This is a genomic window from Chryseobacterium gwangjuense, assembly GCF_021311115.1.
Lineage (GTDB): Bacteria > Bacteroidota > Bacteroidia > Flavobacteriales > Weeksellaceae > Chryseobacterium > Chryseobacterium gwangjuense.
In genome coordinates this window covers 75612-100715 of sequence record NZ_JAJTNP010000002.1, presented here as the reverse complement: position 1 = coordinate 100715, position 25104 = coordinate 75612, and the positions used below count along the sequence as shown (strand labels likewise).

The 25104-nt window shown below is 35.3% G+C and carries 21 protein-coding genes and 1 riboswitch; of the genes, 16 read left to right on the top strand and 5 right to left on the bottom strand.

Annotation, left to right across the window (positions count from 1 at the left end; all coding sequences use genetic code 11):
* Positions 1-40: 40 nt before the first annotated feature.
* Positions 41-140, top strand: a riboswitch (TPP riboswitch).
* A 57-nt stretch (positions 141-197) separates the two neighbouring features.
* The 8 genes from thiS to LV842_RS03830 all read left to right on the top strand — a co-directional run bounded on the left by thiS (position 198) and on the right by LV842_RS03830 (position 6960).
* A complete protein-coding gene (gene thiS / locus LV842_RS03865; RefSeq protein WP_233110147.1) occupies positions 198-404 on the top strand; it encodes a sulfur carrier protein ThiS in 207 nt (68 codons plus the stop codon).
* A 25-nt stretch (positions 405-429) separates the two neighbouring features.
* Positions 430-2241, top strand: coding sequence for a phosphomethylpyrimidine synthase ThiC (thiC, locus tag LV842_RS03860; protein WP_233110146.1), 1812 nt, complete (start codon positions 430-432; stop codon positions 2239-2241).
* Positions 2238-2822 carry a thiamine phosphate synthase gene (locus LV842_RS03855; RefSeq protein WP_233110145.1) on the top strand — a complete coding sequence of 195 codons (585 nt, stop codon included), beginning with the start codon at positions 2238-2240 and terminating at the stop codon, positions 2820-2822. Before thiC ends, LV842_RS03855 begins: the two co-directional genes overlap by 4 nt.
* Positions 2798-3535, top strand: a complete 738-nt coding sequence (locus LV842_RS03850; protein ID WP_233110144.1) for a hydroxymethylpyrimidine/phosphomethylpyrimidine kinase — start codon at positions 2798-2800, stop codon at positions 3533-3535. Before LV842_RS03855 ends, LV842_RS03850 begins: the two co-directional genes overlap by 25 nt.
* Positions 3536-3538: 3 nt before the next feature.
* A complete protein-coding gene (locus LV842_RS03845; protein ID WP_233110143.1) occupies positions 3539-4153 on the top strand; it encodes a thiamine phosphate synthase in 615 nt (204 codons plus the stop codon).
* Between the two features lie 43 nt (positions 4154-4196).
* Positions 4197-4973 (top strand): thiazole synthase, encoded by a 777-nt coding sequence (locus LV842_RS03840; RefSeq protein WP_233110142.1) that lies wholly within the window; start codon positions 4197-4199, stop codon positions 4971-4973.
* 11 nt (positions 4974-4984) lie between these two features.
* Positions 4985-6103, top strand: a complete 1119-nt coding sequence (gene thiH, locus LV842_RS03835; protein WP_233110141.1) for a 2-iminoacetate synthase ThiH — start codon at positions 4985-4987, stop codon at positions 6101-6103.
* 146 nt (positions 6104-6249) lie between these two features.
* A complete protein-coding gene (locus tag LV842_RS03830) occupies positions 6250-6960 on the top strand; it encodes a HesA/MoeB/ThiF family protein (RefSeq protein ID WP_233110140.1) in 711 nt (236 codons plus the stop codon).
* A 64-nt stretch (positions 6961-7024) separates the two neighbouring features.
* Here LV842_RS03830 and LV842_RS03825 read toward each other — a convergent pair whose 3' ends face one another.
* Both LV842_RS03825 and LV842_RS03820 read right to left on the bottom strand, forming a co-directional pair.
* A complete protein-coding gene (locus LV842_RS03825) occupies positions 7025-9163 on the bottom strand; it encodes an outer membrane beta-barrel protein (RefSeq protein ID WP_233110139.1) in 2139 nt (712 codons plus the stop codon).
* 66 nt (positions 9164-9229) lie between these two features.
* On the bottom strand, positions 9230-10069 hold the full coding sequence (locus LV842_RS03820) for a DUF5694 domain-containing protein (RefSeq protein ID WP_233110138.1): 840 nt from the start codon (positions 10067-10069) through the stop codon (positions 9230-9232).
* Positions 10070-10229: 160 nt separating this feature from the next.
* Here LV842_RS03820 and LV842_RS03815 point away from each other — a divergent pair, with 160 nt between their 5' ends.
* Together LV842_RS03815 and LV842_RS03810 are read left to right on the top strand one after the other, a co-directional pair.
* On the top strand, positions 10230-11240 hold the full coding sequence (locus LV842_RS03815; RefSeq protein ID WP_233110137.1) for a sensor histidine kinase: 1011 nt from the start codon (positions 10230-10232) through the stop codon (positions 11238-11240).
* The gene (locus LV842_RS03810; protein ID WP_233110136.1) at positions 11233-11919 is read left to right on the top strand and encodes a LytR/AlgR family response regulator transcription factor; all 687 of its coding nucleotides are present in this window, start codon (positions 11233-11235) and stop codon (positions 11917-11919) included. Before LV842_RS03815 ends, LV842_RS03810 begins: the two co-directional genes overlap by 8 nt.
* A 55-nt stretch (positions 11920-11974) precedes the next feature.
* On the opposite strand, the gene LV842_RS03805 is transcribed toward LV842_RS03810, so the two are convergent.
* A complete protein-coding gene (locus tag LV842_RS03805; protein ID WP_233110135.1) occupies positions 11975-14245 on the bottom strand; it encodes an aconitate hydratase in 2271 nt (756 codons plus the stop codon).
* A 307-nt stretch (positions 14246-14552) separates the two neighbouring features.
* Positions 14553-17336 carry a bifunctional aconitate hydratase 2/2-methylisocitrate dehydratase gene (locus LV842_RS03800; protein ID WP_233110134.1) on the bottom strand — a complete coding sequence of 928 codons (2784 nt, stop codon included), beginning with the start codon at positions 17334-17336 and terminating at the stop codon, positions 14553-14555.
* Positions 17337-17688: 352 nt separating this feature from the next.
* Here LV842_RS03800 and LV842_RS03795 point away from each other — a divergent pair, with 352 nt between their 5' ends.
* From LV842_RS03795 to LV842_RS03780, 4 genes are all read left to right on the top strand, one after another.
* Positions 17689-18480: a WG repeat-containing protein gene (locus tag LV842_RS03795; protein ID WP_233110133.1), complete on the top strand. Its 792-nt coding sequence runs from the start codon at positions 17689-17691 to the stop codon at positions 18478-18480.
* A gap of 188 nt (positions 18481-18668) precedes the next feature.
* Positions 18669-20774, top strand: coding sequence for a TonB-dependent receptor (locus LV842_RS03790; RefSeq protein ID WP_233110132.1), 2106 nt, complete (start codon positions 18669-18671; stop codon positions 20772-20774).
* Between the two features lie 311 nt (positions 20775-21085).
* Positions 21086-21844 carry an HU domain-containing protein gene (locus tag LV842_RS03785; RefSeq protein ID WP_233110131.1) on the top strand — a complete coding sequence of 253 codons (759 nt, stop codon included), beginning with the start codon at positions 21086-21088 and terminating at the stop codon, positions 21842-21844.
* A complete protein-coding gene (locus LV842_RS03780) occupies positions 21832-22350 on the top strand; it encodes an acyl-CoA thioesterase (RefSeq protein WP_233110130.1) in 519 nt (172 codons plus the stop codon). Before LV842_RS03785 ends, LV842_RS03780 begins: the two co-directional genes overlap by 13 nt.
* Here LV842_RS03780 and LV842_RS03775 read toward each other — a convergent pair.
* A complete protein-coding gene (locus LV842_RS03775; RefSeq protein WP_233110129.1) occupies positions 22347-22703 on the bottom strand; it encodes a hypothetical protein in 357 nt (118 codons plus the stop codon). The genes LV842_RS03780 and LV842_RS03775 overlap by 4 nt on opposite strands.
* 97 nt (positions 22704-22800) lie before the next feature.
* Between LV842_RS03775 and LV842_RS03770 the strand changes: the two genes are divergently transcribed.
* Together LV842_RS03770 and LV842_RS03765 are read left to right on the top strand one after the other, a co-directional pair.
* Positions 22801-23730, top strand: coding sequence for a 2-hydroxyacid dehydrogenase (locus LV842_RS03770; RefSeq protein WP_233110128.1), 930 nt, complete (start codon positions 22801-22803; stop codon positions 23728-23730).
* Between the two features lie 94 nt (positions 23731-23824).
* A complete protein-coding gene (locus LV842_RS03765; protein ID WP_233110127.1) occupies positions 23825-25084 on the top strand; it encodes a serine hydrolase domain-containing protein in 1260 nt (419 codons plus the stop codon).
* Positions 25085-25104 lie beyond the last annotated feature (20 nt).

Below are 25104 nucleotides of genomic sequence, written 5' to 3'. Positions count from 1 at the left end.
AAACAAAATTTTGCGAATTTCAAAAAAATGTCTACCTTCGTCCCGACTTTAGGGGTGTCTGTTCACAAACAGGCTGAGATTTTACCCTTTGAACCTGATTTCTAGATCATACTAGCGTAGGGAAAAGTGAAATGACTTTGCTGTACAATCTATTGTACAATGATGGGCATTCCTAAAGTGTATTTAAAAATTTAGGAATGGAGCTCACAATCAATCACTCACTAAGAACTTTTGATGTACTTCCCGAAACACTGGAAGCATTAATGGCTATTGAAATACCTCAAAAACGAAAAGGTATTGCGGTAGCACTCAACAACCGCATTATTCCGCAGTCATTCTGGGCGGAAACATTTCTCAACAACAAAGATTCAATTTTAATTATCACAGCCACTCAGGGCGGTTAATTCTCTTAAATAAAACAATCATTATATGGCTCATAACATTACACGTTCGCCGTTTCCGAACTCAAAGAAAATCTATGTTGAAGGGAAAATTCACCCGATCAATGTAGCAATGCGTGAAATAGAACTAAGTCCGACAAAATTATCTAACGGAACATTAGAACATAATCCACCTGTTACCGTTTACGATACTTCAGGACCTTACACAGATGAAAATTCTGAAATTAATATCGAAAAAGGTCTTCCGAGAATCAGAGAACAATGGATTTTAGATAGAAATGATGTAGAAATTCTTGACGGAATCACTTCAGAATACGGAAAAGCCCGTCTTGCTGATTCAAAACTGGATGAATTGCGTTTTTCTTACAATCACAAACCGAAAGTGGCGAAAGAAGGACAGGAAGTTACTCAATTATACTACGCAAAACAGGGGATTATTACTCCTGAAATGGAATATATTGCGATCAGAGAAAACCAAAGAATCGAGCAGTTGGATTCTGTTTCCAAAGACATGGCTTTTCAGCATCAGGGAAACAGTTTTGGTGCTAAAACTCCGAAAACTAAGATCACTCCCGAATTTGTAAGAGACGAAATTGCAGCAGGAAGAGCGATCATTCCAAACAATATCAATCATCCCGAAAGCGAACCGATGATCATCGGAAGAAATTTCTTGGTTAAAATTAATGCCAACATTGGAAACAGTGCGGTTTCATCAAGTATCGAGGAAGAAGTTGAAAAAGCAGTCTGGGCTTGTCGTTGGGGAGCGGATACGATCATGGACTTATCAACCGGAAAAAATATTCACGAAACCAGAGAATGGATTATCAGAAACAGTCCAGTTCCTATTGGTACGGTGCCGATTTATCAGGCATTGGAAAAAGTAAAAGGAGTTGCAGAAGATCTTACCTGGGAGATTTTCAAAGATACTCTGATTGAACAGGCAGAACAGGGAGTTTCATACTTCACCATTCACGCAGGTGTTTTACTAAGATATATTCATCTGACAGCAAAACGTGTGACAGGAATTGTTTCCAGAGGAGGTTCTATTATGGCGAAATGGTGTTTGTTTCATCATAAAGAAAATTTTTTATATACACATTTTGACGAGATCTGCGAGATCATGAAAAAATATGATGTTGCTTTCTCTTTGGGAGATGGACTTCGTCCGGGTTCGATTGCCGATGCGAATGATGAAGCACAGTTTGCAGAATTGGAAACTTTAGGAGAACTGACAAAAATTGCCTGGAAACATAACGTTCAGGTAATGATCGAAGGTCCTGGTCACGTTCCTATGCATATGATAAAAGAAAACATGGAGAAGCAGTTGGAAGTATGTGATGAAGCTCCGTTTTACACTTTAGGTCCATTGACTACGGATATTGCACCGGGTTACGATCATATCACGTCAGGAATCGGAGCGGCAATGATTGGTTGGTTCGGTTGTGCCATGTTATGTTATGTAACACCGAAAGAACATTTAGGTCTTCCGAATAAAGAAGACGTAAAAGTTGGGGTGATTACCTATAAGCTGGCTGCTCATGCTGCAGATTTAGCAAAAGGACATCCTGGAGCACAATACAGAGACAATGCATTGAGTAAGGCAAGATTTGAATTCCGTTGGGAAGACCAGTTCAACCTTTCTCTGGATCCTGATACGGCAAGATCTTATCATGATGAAACACTTCCTGCTGATGGAGCAAAGATTGCACATTTTTGCTCAATGTGCGGACCAAAATTCTGTTCCATGAAAATTACACAGGAAATCCGTGAATCTGCTGAAAAAGGAATGTTCGATAAGTCCCAGGAATTTATTGAAAAAGGGAAGGAAATTTATATATGACCATCGTAATCACTCCCGAAGAATTAGTTCAAAACGAAACTGAAGTCATTAATGAATTGTTTCAGGAAGGATTGGATTTGCTTCATATCAGAAAACCTTTTATCAATTCAGAAGAAATGGCTGGTTTTATTCAAAAGATAAATCCGGAATTTCATCCTCAATTGGTTTTGCATAGTCATTACGGATTGGCTGAAAATTTTAGTATCTCAAGATTTCATTTCAGAGAAATTGACAGACAAAATAATTTGTATGCATCTTTTATAGATAGAACAATTTCTACCTCTGTTCATGATATTGAAGTTTTCAACGAATTAAATGAAGATTGGGAATATGCATTCATCAGTCCGGTTTTTCCGAGTATTTCTAAAAAAGGATATGGCGAAAACTCGAACACTTTAAATGATATTAAAAAAAGAAGGAATTCTGATGTGAAACTGATTGCTTTGGGAGGAATTAATGAAAATAATATCCATAATGTTTTCGACAAAAATATTGACGGAGTGGCTTTATTAGGCGCAATCTGGGAAAGTAACGAACCGATACAAAATTTCAAAAAATGCAGACAGAACGTCCTTTCGTAATGAGTGTCGCAGGCTTTGATCCAAGTGGAGGAGCCGGTCTATTGGCGGATATAAAAACTTTTGAGCAATTACAAGTTCAAGGATTGGGAATTTGTACGGCAATGACTTTGCAAACGGAATCTGAGTTTTTCAGTATTCAATGGGAGTCCATAGATGGAATTGTATCAGCGATTGATGCTTTAATGAAAAAATATTTTGTGGAAGCAGTGAAAATTGGAGTCGTAAAAGATGCGGAATTTTTAAATGAAATCATTAAGAGGATTAAATTGAATAATGCCGAAGCTAAAATTGTTTGGGATCCTGTGTTGAAAAGTACTTCCGAGTTTTCTTTTTTTGATGTAAATACAATTTCGCAATTAAAAAATGCATTGAAGCAGATTGATTTAATCACGCCAAATTATAACGAATATAAGGTTTTGCAGGAATTTGATCTTTTTGAAAACTCATGTTCAGTGTTAATAAAAGGAGGACATAGAGAATATAGAACCGGGACGGACTTTTTAATTGAGAAGGGCAAAGAAGTCTCAATTCTGCCGAGTGATATTGCTTTTGTTTATTATCCAAAACATGGTTCAGGTTGTGTGCTTTCGTCTGCGATTACAGGATATTTAGCGAAAGGAGAAAATATAGAAAATGCCTGTCGAAACGGAAAATTATACATTGAAGAATTTTTAACAAGCAATCCTACTTTGCTGGGATTTCATTCAAATTAAAAAATGGAAAAATTACAATATATCTCTCAAGGATTTACCATAGAAGATCAGGAGCTGAATATTAGAAAAGCCTTAGACAATGGTGTAAAATGGATTCAGGTTCGCTGGAAGAATGCTCCGGAACAGGAATTCATTAAGCTTTGTGAAATTTCAAAAAAACTATGTTCAGACCATCAGGCGGTTTGTATTATTAATGACCACGTTCAGATAGCAAAAGATATTGATGCAGATGGTGTTCATCTGGGATTAAAAGATACTTCTATTGAAATTGCAAGACAGATTTTAGGAGAAAATAAAATGATTGGAGGAACCGCAAATACGATTTCAGATGTTCTTCAAAGAATGAATGAGCCATGCGATTATATTGGTTTGGGACCTTTACGATTTACTTCAACTAAAGAACAGTTGAGCCCGATTTTAGGCTTTGAAGGCTATCAGAATATCATCAGAAGTGTAAAGGAAAAATCTCTAGAAATCCCCAAAATTTTCGCTATTGGCGGAGTTATTTTAGAAGATATTAAACAATTACAGCAAATCGGAATTTACGGAGTCGCCGTTTCAGGGCAAATTACCAATCAGCCTTCAATTATCAACGAATTTAAAACAGTAATGAAATGAAATCAGAGATTCCATATGGCCTTAAAAAAATAGAAATTAGCATATGAAAAATCAACCCTTAATTATAGCAGACAGAACTTTCGAGTCGAGATTGTTTTTAGGAACAGGAAAATTCGGTAACCTGGAAGAAATGACCAATTCCATTATTGCCTCAGAAAGTGAATTGGTAACGATGGCTTTAAAAAGAATTGATGCACATTCTTCGGAAGATGATATTTTAAATGCTTTAAAACCAACAAAATCTCACCTTTTACCCAATACTTCCGGAGCAAGAACAGCTAAAGAAGCGGTTTTGGCAGCTCAATTGGCAAGAGAAGCGTTAGAAACAAACTGGGTAAAGCTGGAAATTCATCCAGATCCGAAATACTTATTACCTGATCCAATAGAAACGTTGTATGCTACCGAAGAATTGGCGAAATTAGGATTCATTGTGATGCCTTATATTCATGCCGATCCGGTTTTATGTAAGCGTCTTGAAGATGTTGGAACGGCAGTAGTAATGCCTTTGGGGGCACCGATTGGAACCAATAAAGGACTGAGAACGTTGGATTTTCTAGAAATTATTATTAGCCAAAGTAATGTTCCTGTGGTTGTGGATGCCGGAATTGGAGCTCCTTCTGATGCTGCAAAAGCAATGGAAATGGGTGCTGATGCGGTTTTGGTAAATACTGCGATTGCGGTTGCGAGAAACCCTGTAAATATGGCGTTGGCTTTTAAAGAAGGAGTAATTGCTGGAAGAAGAGCATTTGAATCCGGTTTGGGAGCCATTTCACAACATGCGGAAGCATCAAGTCCGCTGACTTCTTTTTTGTTTGATTAAAATTAATTTTTATGCAGAGTTTTAAAGATTTTTTTGAAAATTATCAATGGGATGAGGTGAAAGCAAGACTTGAAAAAGTGACGCTATCCGATGTAGAAAGAAGTCTTCAAAAAAACAGTAAAACAATTGAGGATTTTCTGAATTTTCTTTCACCGGTTGCAGCTCAAAAGCTGGAACTGATGGCGAAAATGACGCAACAACTTACCCAAAAACGTTTTGGGAAAACCATTCAGTTGTATGCTCCGTTGTATCTGAGTAATGAATGTCAGAATATCTGCACTTATTGTGGTTTTAGTTTAGATAATTCCATTAAAAGAAAAACACTGACGGAAACAGAATTGATGATTGAAGCTACGGTTTTAAAATCAATGGGAGTGAACCATGTACTATTGGTAAGCGGAGAAGCAAATAAAACAGTAGGAATTGAGTATTTTTTGAATGCTGTTACCATATTAAAACCTCATTTTGCTAATATTTCCATTGAAGTTCAGCCTTTGTCGGAAGAAGAGTATCAGCAGTTGCATGATGCAGGTGTGAATGCGGTTTTGGTTTATCAGGAAACCTATCACCAAGAAGTTTATAAAGAATATCATCCGAAAGGAAAAAAATCTAATTTCAATTTTCGTTTAGAAACTCCCGATAGAATCGGAAAAGCCGGAATTCATAAAATGGGATTAGGTGTTTTATTAGGTCTGGAAGATTGGAGAGTTGACAGTTTTTTCAATGCTCTACACATTGATTACCTTCAAAAACAGTATTGGAAAAGCAAATATTCGGTTTCGTTTCCAAGGCTTCGACCTGCAGAAGGAATTATTGAACCGAACTTTGTGATGTCAGATAGAGATTTGCTACAATTAATTTGTGCTTACAGAATCTGGAATGAAGATCTGGAAATTTCAATTTCTACCAGAGAAAATGAAAAATTCAGAAATCATATTGTTTCATTGGGAGCAACAGCGATGAGTGCGGCTTCTAAAACCAATCCGGGAGGTTATGCGGTGGATAAAGAGTCTTTAGAACAATTTGAAACCAGCGATGAAAGAAGTATGGAGGAGATTAAAAATATTATTAAAAAGGCAGGTTATGACCCGATCATGAAAGATTGGGATGCTGTCTATAGTGGAATTTAAACTTAAAATTTGAACCATTAAGATGTATTAAGAAGTTAAGTTTAATTAAGAAAATATCAGAGTTTGGCTTATTTTATTCGCTTACGGATGCTTATTATTTCTTAACTCCTAAATTGCTCTTAAGGGTTCAAAAAATAAAAATTGTAATGAAAAACGAAGATGTTTTTGCACGATACAGTCGACAGATTTTTATTGAGGAAATCGGTTTGGAAGGACAGCGAAAAATCATAAACGCTAAAGTTTTAATAATTGGAGCCGGAGGTTTGGGAAGTCCTGTTATTCAGTATTTGGCAGCAGCAGGAGTTGGTACTTTGGGAGTTGTAGACTTTGATGAGGTTGAATTGCATAATTTAAACCGACAAACCATTCATAATGAACATTCTGTTGGGATTTGTAAAGTAAAAAGTGCTAAAGAATTTGTTAAAAATCTGAATCATCAGGTAGAATTTATCTCCATTGAACAAAAAATCGATGAGTCGAATGCGGAAGAAATGATTTCTCAATTTGATATTATCGTTGATGGTTCAGACAATTTTAAAACAAGATATTTAGTTAATGATGTCTGTGTAAAATTAAATAAGCCTTTGGTTTATGGAAGTATTCTCGGTTTTTCAGGTCAGGTTGCTATTTTTAATTATAACGGAAGCAAAAATTTAAGAGATATTTTTCCTGAACCGCCTTTTGATGAAGACCTTTCAGACTGTGATAGTTTGGGTGTTTTAGGAGCATTGCCGGGAATTGTGGGAAGTATGATGGCGAACCTGACATTGAAAATAATGACAGGTCTGCCTTTACAATTAAATCAAATTACATTAATTGATACGCTGGAATGGAGATTTCAGACAATTGATTTTTAAATGATATTATTTTAAAAGAAAACGAGTCAGCAAACATTTTGCTGACTCATTTTTTATTGGTGTATTACTGTCCTTGATTCATTACTCCGCCATTGCTTTCACTTTGTGTAGTGGTTTTGATCATATTTGGATCTTCTTTTGCCAGCTTGTTTTTGGTAGGGATTTTATAGTTTACAGAAATCCCAAAGCTTCTGCTGTCAAATTTATTAGATGTATAAACACTTCCTCCGGTTGAACGGGCCATAATGACACTTTTGTTCTGATTGAAAATGTCTCTCGCATACAAAGAAAGATTAAGCCTGTCTGACATGAATTTCTTTGATATCGTTATATCAAGAGCATTGTTAAGAGGTTTTTCAAGTTCAAAATAATAAAAATTTCCTCTAGCAGGAATGACGTTGTAATTTGCCTGAAGTCTGATGTCTTTAGGTAAAATAAACTGTCCCATTACACTGAAAATCCAAAAACCTTTAGTTTTGATATCGGGCATTTCCTGAAGCTGATATCCTGTATAAATGTATAAAAGATTCATTTTATCAGGATTTACATTGAACTTCATCAATTCGCTGAAAGGGGTCGTGAACAACATAAAAGGAATTGGCATTCCGAAACTGAAATTATGGGTTCTTAAATTGTTCACCTGTACCTGTTCATTTTTGATCAGATTATTTTCTCTCGAAACCCTCTGAACAATTTGATCTTTTACCCAACTCGTATTATAGCTGATATAGGCATAGTCAAATGCACTGATTTTGAATTCTGCATTGTCATAAATTGTAGGTTGCAGATTCGGATTTCCATTTGAAGTAACGGTGTTGTTTTGTAAAGTCGTATTGTTTGGATTCAATAATGATACGCTCGGTAAACTGATTTTTTTATTATAATTCAGATTTACAAAAAGCTGCTTCATCAGATTATACTGTATGCTCGCATTTGGAAATACCTTGAATTTTTTAAATGCATTAAGATCTTTCTGCTCTAATTCATTATTGTCATTAAACATTCTCGTAATTCCGGTAATATTATAATTTTCAGCTCTTACTCCTGCAATGAAATCAAACTTTTTCAGTTTTGTCTGAAACTCTACATAACCGGAAGTTGTTTGCCTTGTATAATCTAAATTGACAATACTTCTGTCCTTGGTTTCAAAATCCTGCTGATCGAATAATCCCCCAAAACTTACTTTTCCTTCATCCAGAATTTTCAAAGGCTGTGAATAGTCTATTTTGAAATTATACACATTGAACTTTGATGAATTGTCCAGGAGGTTAGAATTGTTACTGCTTTGCTGATTAAACTCAGAATTACTATTTGTATAAACGAATTTGAAATCCAGTTTTTTATTCTTATCCTCAAACTTTTTCTGATATGTTGCGGCAGCTTCCTGTCTTAGCCCTTTTGTATCACTTGTAAAATTACTTCTTGTAACTCCGTTCAAAAATTCATCTGATGTAATAGATGAGCCATTGTTGTTGTGGCTAATATCATAATTTAACAATAACCTGTCTTTTCCAAGTTCAAAAGTAAAGGCAGAATTCATATAATATGTCCTTCCTAAAGAATTGGAATGGTTTTTACTTAATGCATCAAATTCTGAATCAGATAAACTTTCACGGTAGTATTGTCCTAAATTTACCTGCCATCCAAACCACTTGTTTCTCGAGTTTAATGCAAGGGAATTATTAAATCTACTTCTGTATTTATCATAGTTTGAAAAACGATAGCCTCCGTTATATACGGCTGTAAGGTAATTTTTTGCTGATTTGCTGGTGATGATATTTAAAATGGCACCTCCGGAAGTTGCGGGGAATTCTGCACCGGGCTGAGTAATAATTTCTATTCTTTCTACAGAATTGGCAGGCATTCCTTCCATGAAGGCATTCAGTTCATTGCTGGAAATGTTCAGAGGTCTTCCGTCCATGTACACATCCAAAGGTTTTCCCTGATACATTATTCCAACCATTTCAGAAGCTACTAAACCGGGAAGCTTTTTGAGTCCTTCCATTAATGAGCCGGAATTAAGGCTTGGCTGTTCCGAAAAATCAAAAATAGTTCTGTCTGCTTTTTGTTCAACGGCTTTTTTAGTTTTGGTAATGGTGACTGCTTCGATCTTTTTTTCTTGGGTCGGTCGGTCATTGTTTTGTTCCTGGGCAAAAGTAAATGTAGCACCCAAAAGAGATAACGAAATAATCGCTTTTTTCATAATGTTTTTTCTGTTACTGGGTTAGACGCAGAAAGAAGAGTTTTGTTACAAAAAATATATAGCCGCTTATTGTAACGAATCAAATTCTACATAGTCATATTCCGGCGAAATTGTGAAAAGCTGTCTAAAAACTGTTGCATGACCGTTTCCTGCAATCACTAGAAGTCTGTCGTCTGAATTTTTGGGAATCTCCTGAATCTTTCTAAACATTCTAAGATTTCTGTTGTACCAGTACAAAGCAAGCATATCGGCTCCGTCGTGTTCTCTCAGTTTAAAATCCCCTGTTAAATACGCTCCGTATTCGTATTGGTGATATTCCTTGCTGTTCATATATTTGAACATTTCAAGAAGAGATTTGAAGTTTTTTGGCTCAGTACTTTTAATAAAAGTATTATACTGCTTAGAAATACGGTCATCGTTTAAAAAATCATAATCTTTAACAAGGTTTTTGAAATATAAGGAGTCTGTTTTGCCAAATGTCTCTGCGAAATCATCCAATACGGAGCCAGCATCAATACTATATAATTCATTTAGATTTAATTCTTTCGCCAAACGCATGGCAAGCTGGTACCGTTCATCTTTTTTATTTGTGTGTTTACCTTCTTTGTATTCTTTTAATTTTTGATTGGCATTCCAGTTTGGCCATGCTTCAATGGCTATTTTGGTTGGTTTAAATTTCTTGATATAATTAATGAGTTCCGTTACTTCTTTTGAAGTTTTGGGTGACAAAACATCTACCTGGTCACTTTTTTCTGTTTTATGAGCATCCAAATTAGGATAATCAAAATGAAATGAACCTACAACTAAAACTTTGGTTTTAGGATCAGGAAAATATTCTGATGGTTTCTTCTGTGCGGAAATGAATGTTGATAAGCAAATTAAAACTGCATATAATAATGTTTTCATGAGATTGATTTTTTTGACAAATTTATAGGGATGAAGAATGCCATGAAATGATGTTTCGACCAATGCAGAATGAACCGGGATAAAACTATTTTCATCGGATAAAATGAATTGTTCGTCGAAAAATAGGATGTGAATTTGTAATAAAATATATTTTTGTTGTATGAAAATAAATAAGCTTTTTTATCTCCATCTTTTCTTTTGGACGATCTACCTAACCGGATCGGTCGTTCTTCCGTATTTAGCTTTTGACAGTAAACATAATATCTTTAATGTCACGTTTTTTTTCACGAGTATTATTTGTTTTTATGTCAATTATTTTATAGTTGTTCCAACGTTTTATGAAAGCAATAAAATTTATAAATCAGTCATTGTTTTCTTTCTGAGTGCATGTTGTTTTGTAGGAGTGCGCTATGGTGTAGAGGAATGGTTTTTGCCTCTTTTTTTTGGAATCAGGAACTATGCGGAAGAAACGCCGTTCATGTTTTACTTCTTTGATAATATTTTCTACAGCAGTACTACTATTTTTATCAGTACTACTTTTTGGTTTTTAAAATACTCTATCCTTAGTGAGCAGGAAAAAACGGCCTTGATGGAAGCAAAGAAAAATGCAGAATTAAAGGCTTTAAAAACACAAATCAATCCGCATTTCATTTTTAATTCTTTAAATAATATCTATTCTTTGGTGTATCAGAAATCGGAGCAGGCTTTACCTGCACTTGAGGAATTGAGCCAGTTGTTAAGATACAGCACAAAGGATTTAGAAAAAGATTTTATCAGTTTAGACAAAGAAATTGGATATATTGACAGTTTGACTGCTCTTGAAAAATTAAGAATCAAAAATCCTGAATTATTGGTTTTTGAAAAAAATATCAATTATCCCAAATTGAATATTTCGCCGATGATTTTAGTCCCTTTTGTAGAGAATGCTTTTAAACACGGTGATTTCCGTGACAAAGGCTTTCAAATGAAAGTTTCAGATGAGCAGAACATCCTTCGTTTCTATCTTTTAAACTATAAAAAAGAAAGAATGAAAGATTCGGTTTCAGGAATTGGAATTGAGAATGTAAAGAAGAGACTGGAAATTCTTTATCCTAAAAAATATGAACTGAACATCAAAGATTCGCAAACAGAATTTGTCGTAGATTTAAAGATTGATTTGAGAAATGAATAAAATTAAATGCATTGTTGTAGATGATGAACCGTTGGCGATTTCACTGTTGGAAAATTATGTACAGAAAGTTCCTTTTCTTGAACTGGTTTTTTCCACTGAAAATCCGATTGAAGCATTAGAATTTATTCAAAATAATGAATCTGATCTGGTTTTTCTTGATATTCAAATGCCGGAACTGACGGGAATTAATTTTATGAAAATTTTAGGGGATAAACAGAAGTATATTTTAACAACTGCTTATTCCGAATATGCTTTGGAAGGCTATGATCATAATATTGTTGATTATCTTTTGAAACCGATTTCTTTTGAACGTTTTTATAAAAGTGCTTTAAAAGCTCAGGAACGTTTTTCCGTGAATGAAAGCCAGGAGGATTCCTATTTTTTTGTAAAATCTTCAGGGCAGCAGCATAAAATCAATTTTACGGATATTTTGTTTGTGGAAAGCATCAAAGACTATGTAAACATCAGGACAAATGATCAGGAATACATTGTTTTAGATACATTGAAGTCTATGGAACAGCAACTTTCGGGGAATTCTTTTGTGAGAATCCATAAATCTTTTATTATTAATTTAGATCAAATTAAAAGTTTAGGAGCAAAAAAAGTGACTTTAGTTTCGGAACAGGATATTCCGATAGGAGAGAGCTATCGAATCAATCTCATGACCAAAATAAAATAAAAAAGCAACTTCAGTTCGAAGTTGCTTTTTTTCTATGATTAATTAAATCTAACAATTAATTTTTCTCTTGTTGTTTGATTAAATTCAGAGCAGAACCCGCCTTGAACCAGTCAATTTGCTGATCGTTGTAGGTGTGGTTTGCCATGATGATGTCTTTAGTTCCATCCGAATGAATGAACTCTAAAGTCAATTGCTTTCCGGGAGCAAACTGATCAAGATCTAAGAAGTTGATGACATCGTCTTCCTGAATTTTATCATAATCTGCTTCATTAGCGAAAGTTAATCCCAACATCCCTTGTTTTTTAAGGTTAGTTTCATGGATTCTGGCGAATGATTTTACCAATACTGCTTTTACACCAAGGTGTCTCGGCTCCATTGCAGCGTGCTCTCTCGAAGAACCTTCACCGTAATTTTGATCTCCGACAACGATGGAAGGTACTCCTGCAGCTTTATAATTTCTTTGTACAGCAGGAACTTCTCCGTGTTCTCCGGTTAATACATTTTTCACGTTGTTCGTTTCCATGTTGAAGGCATTTACAGCTCCGATCAACATATTGTTTGAAATGTTATCAAGGTGCCCTCTGTATTTCAACCACGGTCCGGCCATAGAAATATGGTCAGTGGTACATTTTCCGAATGCTTTAATTAAAAGTCTCGCTCCGGTAATATTTTTACCATCCCAAGCAGGGAATTCTTCCAATAACTGAAGTCTGTCTGAAGTTGGGCTTACGTTTACTACCACGCTTGATCCGTCTTCAGATGGAGCTTGATATCCGTTATCTCCAACAGCGAAGCCTTTTGCAGGGAGTTCAAAACCTTTAGGTTCATCTAATTTGATCTGCTCTCCGGCTTCGTTGGTTAAAGTATCTGTAATTGGGTTGAAGTCTAATCTTCCTGAAATTGCAACAGCGGCTACCATTTCCGGAGAAGCTACAAATGCATGAGTATTTGGGTTACCATCGGCTCTTTTTGCAAAGTTTCTGTTAAAAGAGTGAATAATTGAGTTTTTCTCCCCTTTTTCAGCACCTTCTCTGTCCCATTGCCCAATACAAGGTCCACAAGCATTGGTAAATATTCTTGCGTTTTCAAATTTTCTGAATGAATTTAAGAAACCGTCTCTTTCTGCAGTGAATTTCACTTGCTCAGAACCCGGGTTGATTCCTAAAATAGCTTTTGGTTTAACTCCTTTAGCAACGGCATCTTCAACAATAGAAGCTGCTCTCGATAAATCTTCGTAAGACGAGTTCGTACAAGAACCAATTAATGCCCATTCTACTTCAAGAGGCCATCCGTTGGCTTCAGCTTTAGCTCTGAATTCGGAAACAGGAGTTGCCAAATCCGGAGTGAAAGGGCCGTTCAAATGAGGAGTTAGTTCAGAAAGGTTGATTTCAATAACCTGGTCGAAATATTGTTCCGGGTTTGCATATACTTCAGCATCACCGGTTAAATGCTCGGCAATTACATCAGCTGCATCTACCACATCCTGTCTTCCTGTTGAGGCCAGATATCTTCTCATAGAATCATCATATCCGAAAGTAGAAGTTGTAGCTCCGATTTCGGCCCCCATATTACAGATTGTTCCTTTACCGGTTGCTGAAAGGGATTGTGCCCCTTCTCCGAAATATTCTACGATACATCCTGTTCCTCCTTTTACGGTAAGAATTCCTGCTACTTTTAAGATAACGTCTTTTGCAGAAGTCCAGCCGGACATTTTGCCTGTTAGTTTTACCCCAATTAGTTTAGGCATTTTAAGTTCCCAAGCCATTCCTGCCATTACATCTACTGCATCAGCACCACCTACACCGATAGCTACCATTCCTAAACCTCCTGCATTTACCGTGTGAGAGTCTGTACCGATCATCATCCCTCCCGGGAAAGCATAATTTTCTAACACAACCTGGTGAATGATTCCGGCTCCCGGTTTCCAGAAACCGATTCCGTATTTATCACAAACGGAACTCAAAAAATTGAACACTTCCGAGTTTTTGTTAATACCTTCCTGTAGATCTTTATCAGCTCCTACCTTTGCTTGAATCAAGTGATCGGCATGAGCCGTTGAAGGAACGGCCACCTTAGTTTTTCCGGCCTGCATGAATTGTAAAAGTGCCATTTGAGCAGTTGCATCCTGCATGGCAACTCTGTCCGGAGCGAAATCGACATAAGAGTTTCCTCTTTCATATGCCTGTGTTGCATTTCCTTCCCAAAGGTGAGTGTAAAGGATTTTTTCTGAAAGGGTAAGAGGTTTTCCCACGATTTGTCTTGCTGCAGCAATTCTTTCAGGGTAACGCTCGTACACTTTTTTGATCATATCAATATCAAAAGTCATATCTAATTTAGTTTTTATTCTTTTTAATAGGTTTTCCCATCATTTAAGTGGGAAATTTTATCTAACCGAATACATCAAAATCTATTCCTATGCTTTATGTAAAGGATAAATATAATGAATGACTGCTATTTTTTATACCTATGAAGTTAAGGAAAAATAAAATTTTGATCGTTGATCTATGTCAAAATAATCTTTACAGACCTTAAATGGAATTGTTCTAAACAAAAAAGAAAGATTCTAATCCATTTGGATTAGAATCTTTCAATTATAAATTAAAACAGTCTTGCGACTTATTATTGAATTTTAATTAATGAGCACTTGTGCTTGTCAATTCCTTAATTGATGGTACAAAAGTCGTAAGGTCGATCCCTTCAACTGCTGCTTTATACTCATCGATATTAGGAATTCTTCCAATGATCGCAGAAAGTACAACAACCGGAGTTGAAGCCAATAGAGATTCTCCTTTTTTACGTTCAGAATCTTCAACTACTCTTCCTTGGAAAAGACGGGTAGAAGTCGCTAAAACGGTGTCTCCTTTTGCAGCTTTTTCCTGGTTACCCATACAAAGGTTACATCCCGGACGCTCCAGGTACATTACGTTTTTGTATTCTGTACGAGCTTCACCTTTAGGAGCGTTATCATCAAATTCGAAAGCTGAATATTTTTCTAACAATTCCCAGTCTCCTTCTGCTTTTAACTCATCAATGATGTTATAAGTAGGTGCTGCCACTACAAGAGGTGCACTGAATTCTACTTTACCATTTTGTTTTTCAATATTTCTAAGCATTTGAGAAACGATTTTTAAGTCTCCTTTGTGAACCATACAAGATCCAACGAACCCTAAATCTACTTTTTTCTCACCTCCGTAATACGAAAGATCTCTGATGGTATCGTGAGTATATCTCTTAGAAACATCGTCGTTATTTACATCTGGGTCAGCAATCATAGGTTCAACGATTACGTCAAGATCTACAACTACTTCAGCATAATATTTAGCATTTGCATCTGGAGTTAAAGCCGGTTTTTCACCAGATTTAATTTCTGCAATTCTCTTATTAGCTTTGTCAATTAATCCTTGAAGAACCTGATTGTGGTTATCCATACCTTTATCAATCATGATCTGGATTCTACCTTTTGCAATTTCCAATGATTCAATTAATGTATTGTCTTCAGAAATATTGATAGAAGCTTTTGCCTTCATTTCGGCTGTCCAGTCTGTAAATGTGAATGCCTGATCCGCAGGAAGTGTTCCGATGTGAACCTCAATGATTCTACCCTGGAATACGTTTTCTCCTCCGAATTGCTTCAACATCTGAGCTTGAGTTGCATGAACAACATCACGGAAATCCATGTGTTCTTTCATTTCTCCTTTGAAGGTTACTTTTACAGATTCAGGGATTGGCATTGATGCTTCCCCTGTAGCTAAAGCAAGAGCAACTGTTCCAGAATCTGCTCCGAAAGCAACTCCTTTAGACATTCTTGTGTGAGAGTCACCTCCGATGATGATCGCCCATTCATCTACTGTGATATCGTTAAGAACTTTGTGAATAACGTCAGTCATTGAGTGATATTCACCTTTCGGATCACGAGCTGTGATCAAACCGAAATCGTTCATGAATTTCATTAATTTAGGAATGTTGGTCTGAGCTTTTTTATCCCAAACTGAAGCAGTGTGACATCCTGATTGGTAAGCACCATCAACAATCGGAGAAATTACTGTTGCCGCCATAGATTCCAATTCCTGAGAAGTCATTAGACCTGTCGTGTCCTGAGAACCAACAATGTTTACCTGTACACGAACGTCAGATCCTGCATGTAAAACTTTTCCAGGAGTGGTTCCTACTGCATTTCTGTTGAAGATTTTTTCAACGGCAGTCAAACCTTGTCCTTCGTGAGAAATTTCTTTTGACGGAGCAAAAACAACCGGAGCTTCAATCCCTAAAAGCTGAGCTGCGAATGTTTGAAGTTTTTTACCAAATACAATAGCATAAGATCCTCCAGCTTTGATAAATTCCATTTTTTGAGGAGTAAATGATTTCGTAAGATCAATTAACTCTTCTTCTCCGTTATATAATTTTTTTGTCTTAGTATTGATGGTAAGAACGGTTCCTGTTGCTACAGAATAAGCTTCTTGAAGAACAATATCTCCATTTTCGTTACGGATTGGATTTCCGTTTTCGTCTAGTTTTTTAACCCAGTTTTTAAGGTCAACGCCAATTCCTCCCGTTACATCTACAGTCGTAAGGAAAATCGGAGAAATACCGTTGGTTCCTCCTACAATTGGAGCAATGTTTACAAATGGAATATATGGGCTTGCTTGTTTACCTGTCCAAAGAGCTACGTTGTTTACTCCTGACATTCTTGATGAACCTACACCCATTGTTCCTTTTTCAGCAATAAGCATTACGCTTGCATCAGGATGTTGTGCCTGAAGTGCTTTGATTTCCTGCTGAGCTTGAGGAGTAATCATACACTGACCATGCAATTCACGGTCTGATCTTGAGTGAGCCTGATTACCTGGAGAAAGTAAATCCGTAGAAATATCTCCTTCACCAGCGATGAAAGTAACCACTTTAATTTCTTCAGCCACTTCAGGAAGTTTTGTGAAGAATTCAGCTTTTGCATAGCTTTCAAGAATTTCTTTTGCGATTTCGTTGCCGCTATTGAATGCTTCCTTCAAACGGTTTGTATCCGCTTCATAAAGGAAAACCTGAGTTTTAAGAACATTCGCCGCTTCTTTAGAAATAGCAATGTCATTTCCTAAAGCTAAATCCAGCAATACCTCAATAGATTTACCTCCTTTCATGTGAGATAACAATTCAAAGGCAAAAGCAGGCGTTATTTCTTCTACTACAGATTCACCAAGAATAATTTCTTTTAAAAACTGAGCTTTTACACCTGCAGCACTTGTAGTTCCAGGTAATGTGTTATAAATGAAAAAATTAAGAGAATCAGCCCTGTGTTCATTAGCTGTATCTTTAATTTGTGAAATGATTTCACTTAATAATTCTGCACTGTCAATTGGCTTTGGATGAAGCCCTTGGTTTTTTCTTTCTGCAATTTCTTGGATGTAATCCTGATACATATTCATAATAATAGAAGTCTTTTCAATCTTAAAGTCAGATTATAGCAGAGTTTCATCTCTTATTTTTAGCGATGAACTAGTTATAATCTGTGTTATTTTTATTAAGGAGTTGGATAATATTAGATCAAAACATGCTTAAAGAATATTGTTTTTATAACGTTTATGTCAAAAATTATTTCTTTATAACGTTTTTATATTATCAAACACTTAAAAATGTTCCCAAAATTACGAATTTTTAATATTTTATGAGAATTAAATTATTTAGATTCTTTATAAATATGTTTTTTAAAGAATCTATTATATTTTGACTTTCATTTGATTCTGAGGATTTTAATCTTTATCAGAATGTTAAAAAAATATGCGTATTTTCGTAGTACAAAAACATACCATGAAAAATATTTATCAACTCTTTGCAGTATTGCTGTTTAGTATTGCTTTCTCGCAGTCTAATTATGCTGCATCAAACAATGAAACGCAATTTCCGGGAACTGCACAATTTGCCAGAATGAACCCGACCCGACCTGATTTGGTATCCTTGTACGGAGATATTCCGTTACTTATTCCCAAAAAACAAAATGGCAAAGTGGGTTATGTAAATCAAAAAGGACAATATGTAATTCCTTCAGAATTTTATATCGGAATGTTCTTTTCCGAAGACTGTAATCTGCTTAATTCCCCAAATGAAAAAGTAAGGAAATACGGAACGAATGAATATGCAACGGTAGAAAAAGCACAAATTGCTTATCGAATAGATGTTTTCGGGAAAAAAGTATATCAGTATAAAGATTTGGATTTAGGAAAATGTAAAAATACGTATGTAAAACAAAAATACGGAGTCTATAAAGACAAATATCTTTTCGGATTGGGAGATAATAACCTGTATAAAAATTCCAAAGTTACGTTTAAGTTCCAAATTGTCCCTCAATATGAAATGCTGTATGTTCTGGAAGGAAATGATCTTGATAATCCTATGATGGTAGCTGTTGCCAATAATAAATTCGGAGTGATAAACAAAGAGAATAAAATCATTATTCCTTTTGAATATGAAGATATTAAACTGAATTACAGCTGGAAGTTGGGAGGGATGTTTGAGGTGTCTAAAGACGGCAAAAGTTATTACTATGTAGACGTCAGAAACAAAAAATATTGAAATAATCTGTTCATAAACAGAAAAAACCATACTTTTGCAGTCGAAATAAAGGGGTGCTGTAACAGGCTGAGATTATACCCAACGAACCTAGAACGGGTAATGCTGTTTAGGGAATTCGACTTCAGAGTCGGAACTGTATAATATCTTATCAATCCCCTTTTATTCATTAAATTTTAAAGATTTATAGAATGAAAGGATTATTTTTTTTAGGGCTTACTGTTGGCTCTTTCGCTTTTTTGCAAGCACAAAATTCCGATTCCTTGAAAATAAAGGAAATTGAGGCTGTTAATTTTACCAAAAGACTTCCCGTTGCCAAGGAAATTATTAATGTTCAGAAAGATTTAGACAGCAAAAATCTTGGTCAGGATCTGCCTATTTTACTAAAAAATCAAACGTCTATTATCTCTACTTCGGATGCCGGAAATGGTGTTGGATACACAGGATTTAGAATTCGTGGTGTCTCAGGAAGTGCAATCAATGTTATGATGAACGGTGTTCCGTACAACGATTCTGAAAGTCAGGGAACTTTTTTTGTGAATGTTCCGGATTTGACAAGTTCTGCATCGCAAATTTTAATTCAGAGAGGGGTTGGAACTTCTAATAATGGATCTGCAGCTTTTGGAGCAAGTATTAATGTACTTTCAAAAGATCCTGAAGAAAAATTCTATTTCAAAACAGATGATAGTTATGGTTCATTCAATACCTATAAATATTCTGCAGAGATCGGTTCCGGAAAATTCTGGGGCAATAAGCTTTCTTTGATGGGAAGATATACTCATATCAATTCTGACGGATATATTGACAGGGCGTTTTCAAAACTGAATTCTTACAATTTCACGGCTTTGTATGAAGAAGGAAAAACAAGAATTCGTTTAATGGCTTTCGGTGGAAAAGAGAAAACATACCAAGCTTGGAACGGAATCGACAGAGCAACCTGGGAAACGAATCCTAAATTTAATCCGTCTGGAGCTATTTATGATTCAAACTGGGAAAATATTGTCGGGTTTTATGATAATGAAACCGATAATTACAGACAAAACCATTATCAAATGCTTTGGGAACAAAAGTTCAATGAGAAATGGAATTTAGAAACGACCTTACACTATACAAAAGGTAAAGGGTACTACGAAAACTACAAGCAGGGAGATCCTTTCGCAAGATATAGCTTACCGGATGTTGGAGGTGAACAATATTCGGATTTCATTAGAAAAAAATGGTTGAATAACGATTTTTATGGAATGGTTTCCACATTGTACGGGAAATTGGGAATTGTTGATGTAAACTTCGGAGCAGTTGCCAATCAATATTACGGAAGACATTACGGAAATGTAACCGGAGTTTTTCTTCCTCAGATTGACGAGCACGAATATTACAGAAGCCGTTCTGTGAAAAGTGAAGTTTCAGGTTTTGCGAAAGCTTTGGTAAGAGTTCATAATTTTGAATTCTTTGGAGATCTTCAGCTGAGAAATGTAGATTATGATACGAAAATCATCACAGCTGGGGACGATGAAGGAGCAAATCTGGATAAAAACTGGCTATTCTTCAATCCAAAAGTTGGAGCTAATTATAAAATCGGTAACGGGAAAATCTTTGCTTCTTACGCACATGCGCATCGTGAACCCAACAGAGACGATTTGTTGGCGAACAATGATGTGAAAGCAGAAAAGCTTCACGATTTTGAAGCTGGTATTGAAAAACAATTTGGAATTGTGTCGTTTACAGCGAATTTATATTATATGTACTACGTTAACCAATTGGTCTTGAATGGCGAATTGAATAACGTGGGAGCTTTTATCAGAACCAATTCAGGGAAAAGCTACAGAAGCGGAATTGAATTAGGAGCTTTGGCAAAACTTTCGAAAAAATGGGAGGTAACAGGAAATGTAAGTTTCAGCAATAACAGAAATTTAGATTTTAAAACCGAAAATGAAACGGAAGTAAAAAATCTTGGAAATACCCAGATTTCTTTCTCTCCGGATATCATTGCAAACTTGGGGCTGAAATTTAATCCTACAAAAAACTTCCAGTTTGCTTTAATGAATCAATATGTAGGAAAACAATATCTTGATAATTCCGAAGATAAGAATTTGCAGTTGAAAGATTATCTTTTAACGGATTTCAATGCTCAATATCAATTTACAATTGCACATAATGAAGTTGCCTTAAAGTTATTGGTGAATAATATCTTCAATAAAAAATATGTGAATAATGGTGCAGTTTGGGATGGAAGTCCGTATTATTTTTCACAGGCAGGAACCAATTTTATGTTTGGGATAAGCTGGAAAATCAAGTAATCAATCAGACTATATTTAAAATCATTATATAGTAAAAAGTAAAAGTTAGATTTTTGAAGACTGCTTCGGCGGTCTTTTTTTTATTTTAATCAATATTATGCTTAAAAATTGTGAAAAACATAAAATTGAAAATTCAAAAGGATTTTGTTTTTACGATGTGTAAAATGCTATTTTTCAGCTAAAATTGATATATAATAAGTGTAATGATGAGAATTGATTAGTAAATTCAAAAAAATACGCTTTTTGAGAAAGTTTTTTTATAATGAAAAATGCTTCAAGAAGTCAGGGAAAAGTTATAAATTTGCCACCAAATGAATATTTCAGCATACATTTTAGAATATTTAAAACAGTTCGGAAGCGTTGTTGTTCCGGGCTTTGGTGTGTTTTCTTTAGAAAATTCAAAAGCAATTATCAATTCTGATAACGGAAGTATTCTTCCTCCTGCAAGTCAGATCGCTTTTACTCCGGATTATGAAATCCAGTCTGAGGAACTGGCTGCTTTTATTGCTGCTCAGAAACAAATGCCATTAGGAGCATCCAAGAGCGATTTGAAAATTCAGACCGATTTTTGGAAGAAAAAACTTCAGGCAGATCATATGCTGGAAATCCAGAACCTTGGGAAGCTTTTCATCCATGATGATCAGATTACTTTTAGCGGAAACCGTTTAGAAAATGATCGCCCGGATTTTTACGGATTAGAAGAAATCAGAATATCAGATATTAAAAACTCTGAAAAGAAAGAAAAACCTACAGAATCTAAAAAGGATTATAAATTCAATAAATCGATTCTTTGGATTTTCCTTTTCGCTGTTCCTGTATTGGGAATTGCTTATGCAGGGTATTCTCAGCAAGAGCTTATTTTCGGGAAAAAGTCGTTCGACAGTATTTCTGTGCAGACTAAAACCAAGAGAATAGAAAAAGTAGTTCCTGTAAAAAAAGATTCTGCGACGTTAAAAGTTTCAGATACCTTAAAAAAGGATTCTTTAAGAAAAGATTCTATCATAAAATCGACTGTTGTAAAACCGAATAAGACAACAGCTCCAAAACATAAATCGAAATGGCAAAAGTAAAAAAGGCGTCAGAATCTCTGACAGTGATGACGAATATTGTACTTCCCAATGATACCAATCAGCTGAGAAATCTTTTTGGTGGAGAATTATTGGCAAGAATGGACAGGTGTGCTTCAATTTCTGCGACCAGACATTGCGAAAGAAGAGTAGTAACAGCATCGGTAAACCATGTTTCGTTTGATTATCCTATTCCGGAAGGTGGAATCGTTGTGATGGAATCGAAAGTTTCAAGAGCTTTTTCTACATCAATGGAGATTTATGTTGATGTTTGGTTGGATGATCCGATCAATCAGAAAAAAATACAAACCAATAAAGGGATTTACACATTTGTTGCTGTAGACGAATTCAACAGACCTATTCCAATTCCTGCAATGGAGCCCGAAACTGAGCTTGAAAAAGAGCGTTTTGCAGCAGCATTAAGAAGAAAAGAACTTTCATTGATTCTTTCCGGAAGAATGAAGCCAGCGGAATCTGTAGAATTGAAAAAATTGTTTCAGGAATCTTAAAGAATCTGCTTCAAAGAGACTCCGCATAAAATCAAAACAATGATTAAAGATAGTACCGACAAAATAATTTGTCGGTTTTTTATTGCATCTTCTCTGGAGGTTTCCAGATAATCAGCAGTTTCTCCAAATGCTTTTTGTGGATACCATATAATTAATCCGATGAAGAATAATATCATTGCATTAATTCCGACTTCCAGCCATAAAAACAACTTACTTCCAAATCCGTCTGCACCTTCAGAAGAATAGTGAATGGGAATGATTTCTTCAATTGAGGGAAATTTAATGGCTAAAAAAATGCTATAACCTAATAACAACAATACGGAAGTCCCGAAAATAAGCTTATGTAACTTCATAAGATGAAAAAATTGAAAAATTCTATCTTACAAAAGAGGTTTCTAAATCTCCGAAACTTACCTTTGCATCAACAAATATAAAAGAATTATGTCTTTCATGAGAATTTTGCTCCTCGATAAAAATCATCCGCTTATCACTGAACAGCTTTTAGCTAAAAATTGTATTCTGGAAGAAGATTTTACATCCTCTTATGATGAGGTTTGCGGTAAAATTGAAAATTATGATGGGGTGATTATCAGAAGCAGAATTCCTTTAGATAAAAACTTTTTAGAAAAGGCAAAAAATCTTAAATTCATTGCAAGAGTAGGAGCGGGAATGGAAAATATTGATATTCCTGTGGCTGAAAAACTGGGAATACAACTGATTAATTCTCCTGAAGGAAACCGAGATTCTGTAGCGGAACATGTTGTTGGAATGCTTTTGATTTTAATGAACCGTCTTTTTATTGCTTCACAAGAAGTGAAAAACGGAATCTGGCTGCGTGAAGAGAATAGAGGAGATGAACTTTTGGGTAAAACGGTAGGCTTAATCGGTTATGGAAATATGGGGAAAGCAACGGCAAAAAGACTTTCCGGTTTTGGATGTAAAGTGATTTTCCATGATATACTTCCTGGTCTTTCTGATGAATATGCAACTCAGGTTTCTTTGGAAGAATTGAAAGAAAAAGCTGAGGTTTTAAGTTTGCATATTCCATTGACTTCCGAAACGCATTACCTTATTGATTCAGCATTTATTGGCGAAATGAAAAATGACTTCTATTTTGTAAATACAGCAAGAGGGAAAAATGTAGAAACTAAAAGTTTAGTTGATGCGATACAGTCAGGGAAAGTAAAAGGAGCTTGTCTTGATGTATTGGAGTACGAAAAATCTTCTTTCGAGAATATAGAAGCTGAAAATGAAACATTACACTATTTATTAGACTCAGAAAAGGCAATTGTGACGCCACATATTGCAGGATGGACGCATCAAAGTAAAGAGAAACTGGCGCAGGTAATTGTGGATAAAATTGTAGCTTCATTTTTATAACCGATCTTCAATTATGTTAAATAAGTCTTAATATATACCTGATATTTAATATTTTCTTACGGTTTTATTAAATTGCCGCTCATTTTAGAAATTCATGAAGAAGCTTAGTTTTGTACTTATTTCCACCGTATTTTTTTGTATTACAGCTTGTAAAAAGAAAGAAGAAAGCCAATCTGAGGCTGTTTATACTTCCAATCTGCCTAATTATGGAAAGGTAGATTTGGATCACGTTTTTACCAAGGAAGATGGTATGCTTTCTGATAAAAATACAATTACTCAATATATTGATCAGTACTATCAAAAAGTTTGGGAAAAGGGGAATTTGAGCGGAGGAATTTTGGTTGCAAAAGGAGACGATATACTTTACGAAAACTATAGAGGCTTTGGAAGAGAAGGCAATCAAATGCCTATTGATAAAAATACGCCTTTGCATGTTGCTTCGGTTTCAAAAACATTGACGGCAATGGCAATGATGAAATTGGTCGAAGCTGGAAAAATAAAATTGACAGATCACTTAACTCAATTTTTCCCTGGATTTCCATATCCGAATGTTACCGTTCAGACTTTATTGGATCAGAGAAGCGGTCTGCCAAAATATGAATACTTTATCACAAAAATAAAACCGGAACCGGCAGAACTCTCTAAAACGTTTATTACGAATCAGGATGTGCTGAATATGCTTATTAAATACAAACCAGATCTGGCAAGAGATACGGATACAGGATTTATGTATTGTAATACTAATTTTGCTTTATTGGCATTACTGGTTGAGAAAGTAACTAAAACGCCTTTTCCTCAGGCAATGAAAGAAATGGTCTTTGCTCCGTTGAAAATGAACAATACGTATATTTTTCAGGAGAAAGATATTCCTACGGCATCTCAGTCGTTTTATTACGGAGGAAATAAATTATATCCTTTAGATCGACTAGATCTTATTTATGGAGATAAAAATGTATATACTACTCCAAGAGATCTTTTTAACTTCTCAAAAGCCATGTTCTCGAAAAATTTCTTAAAACCTGAATTGATGAAAATGGTTTTTGAACCTTACAGTAATGAAAAATTCGGGATGAATAATTACGGCTTAGGGTTTAGAATGAAGATTTTTGATAACGGAGAAAAATTGACCTATCACAACGGTTGGTGGCACGGAACCAATTCTGTTTTTGCTCATTTACTGAAATCTAAAGTAACGATTGTAGCGATTGGTAATAAGTATTCAGGGAGAGTATATACAGCGTTGGCTTTATCGGGATTATTTGAAGATTTTCCGCAGCAAAAAGCAAAATTGCATACGGTAATGAATGAGAATAAAGATTCTTTAAACGGAGGAAATGAGGTTTTTGGAGAATAATGTTTATTTTTGTTCAAACG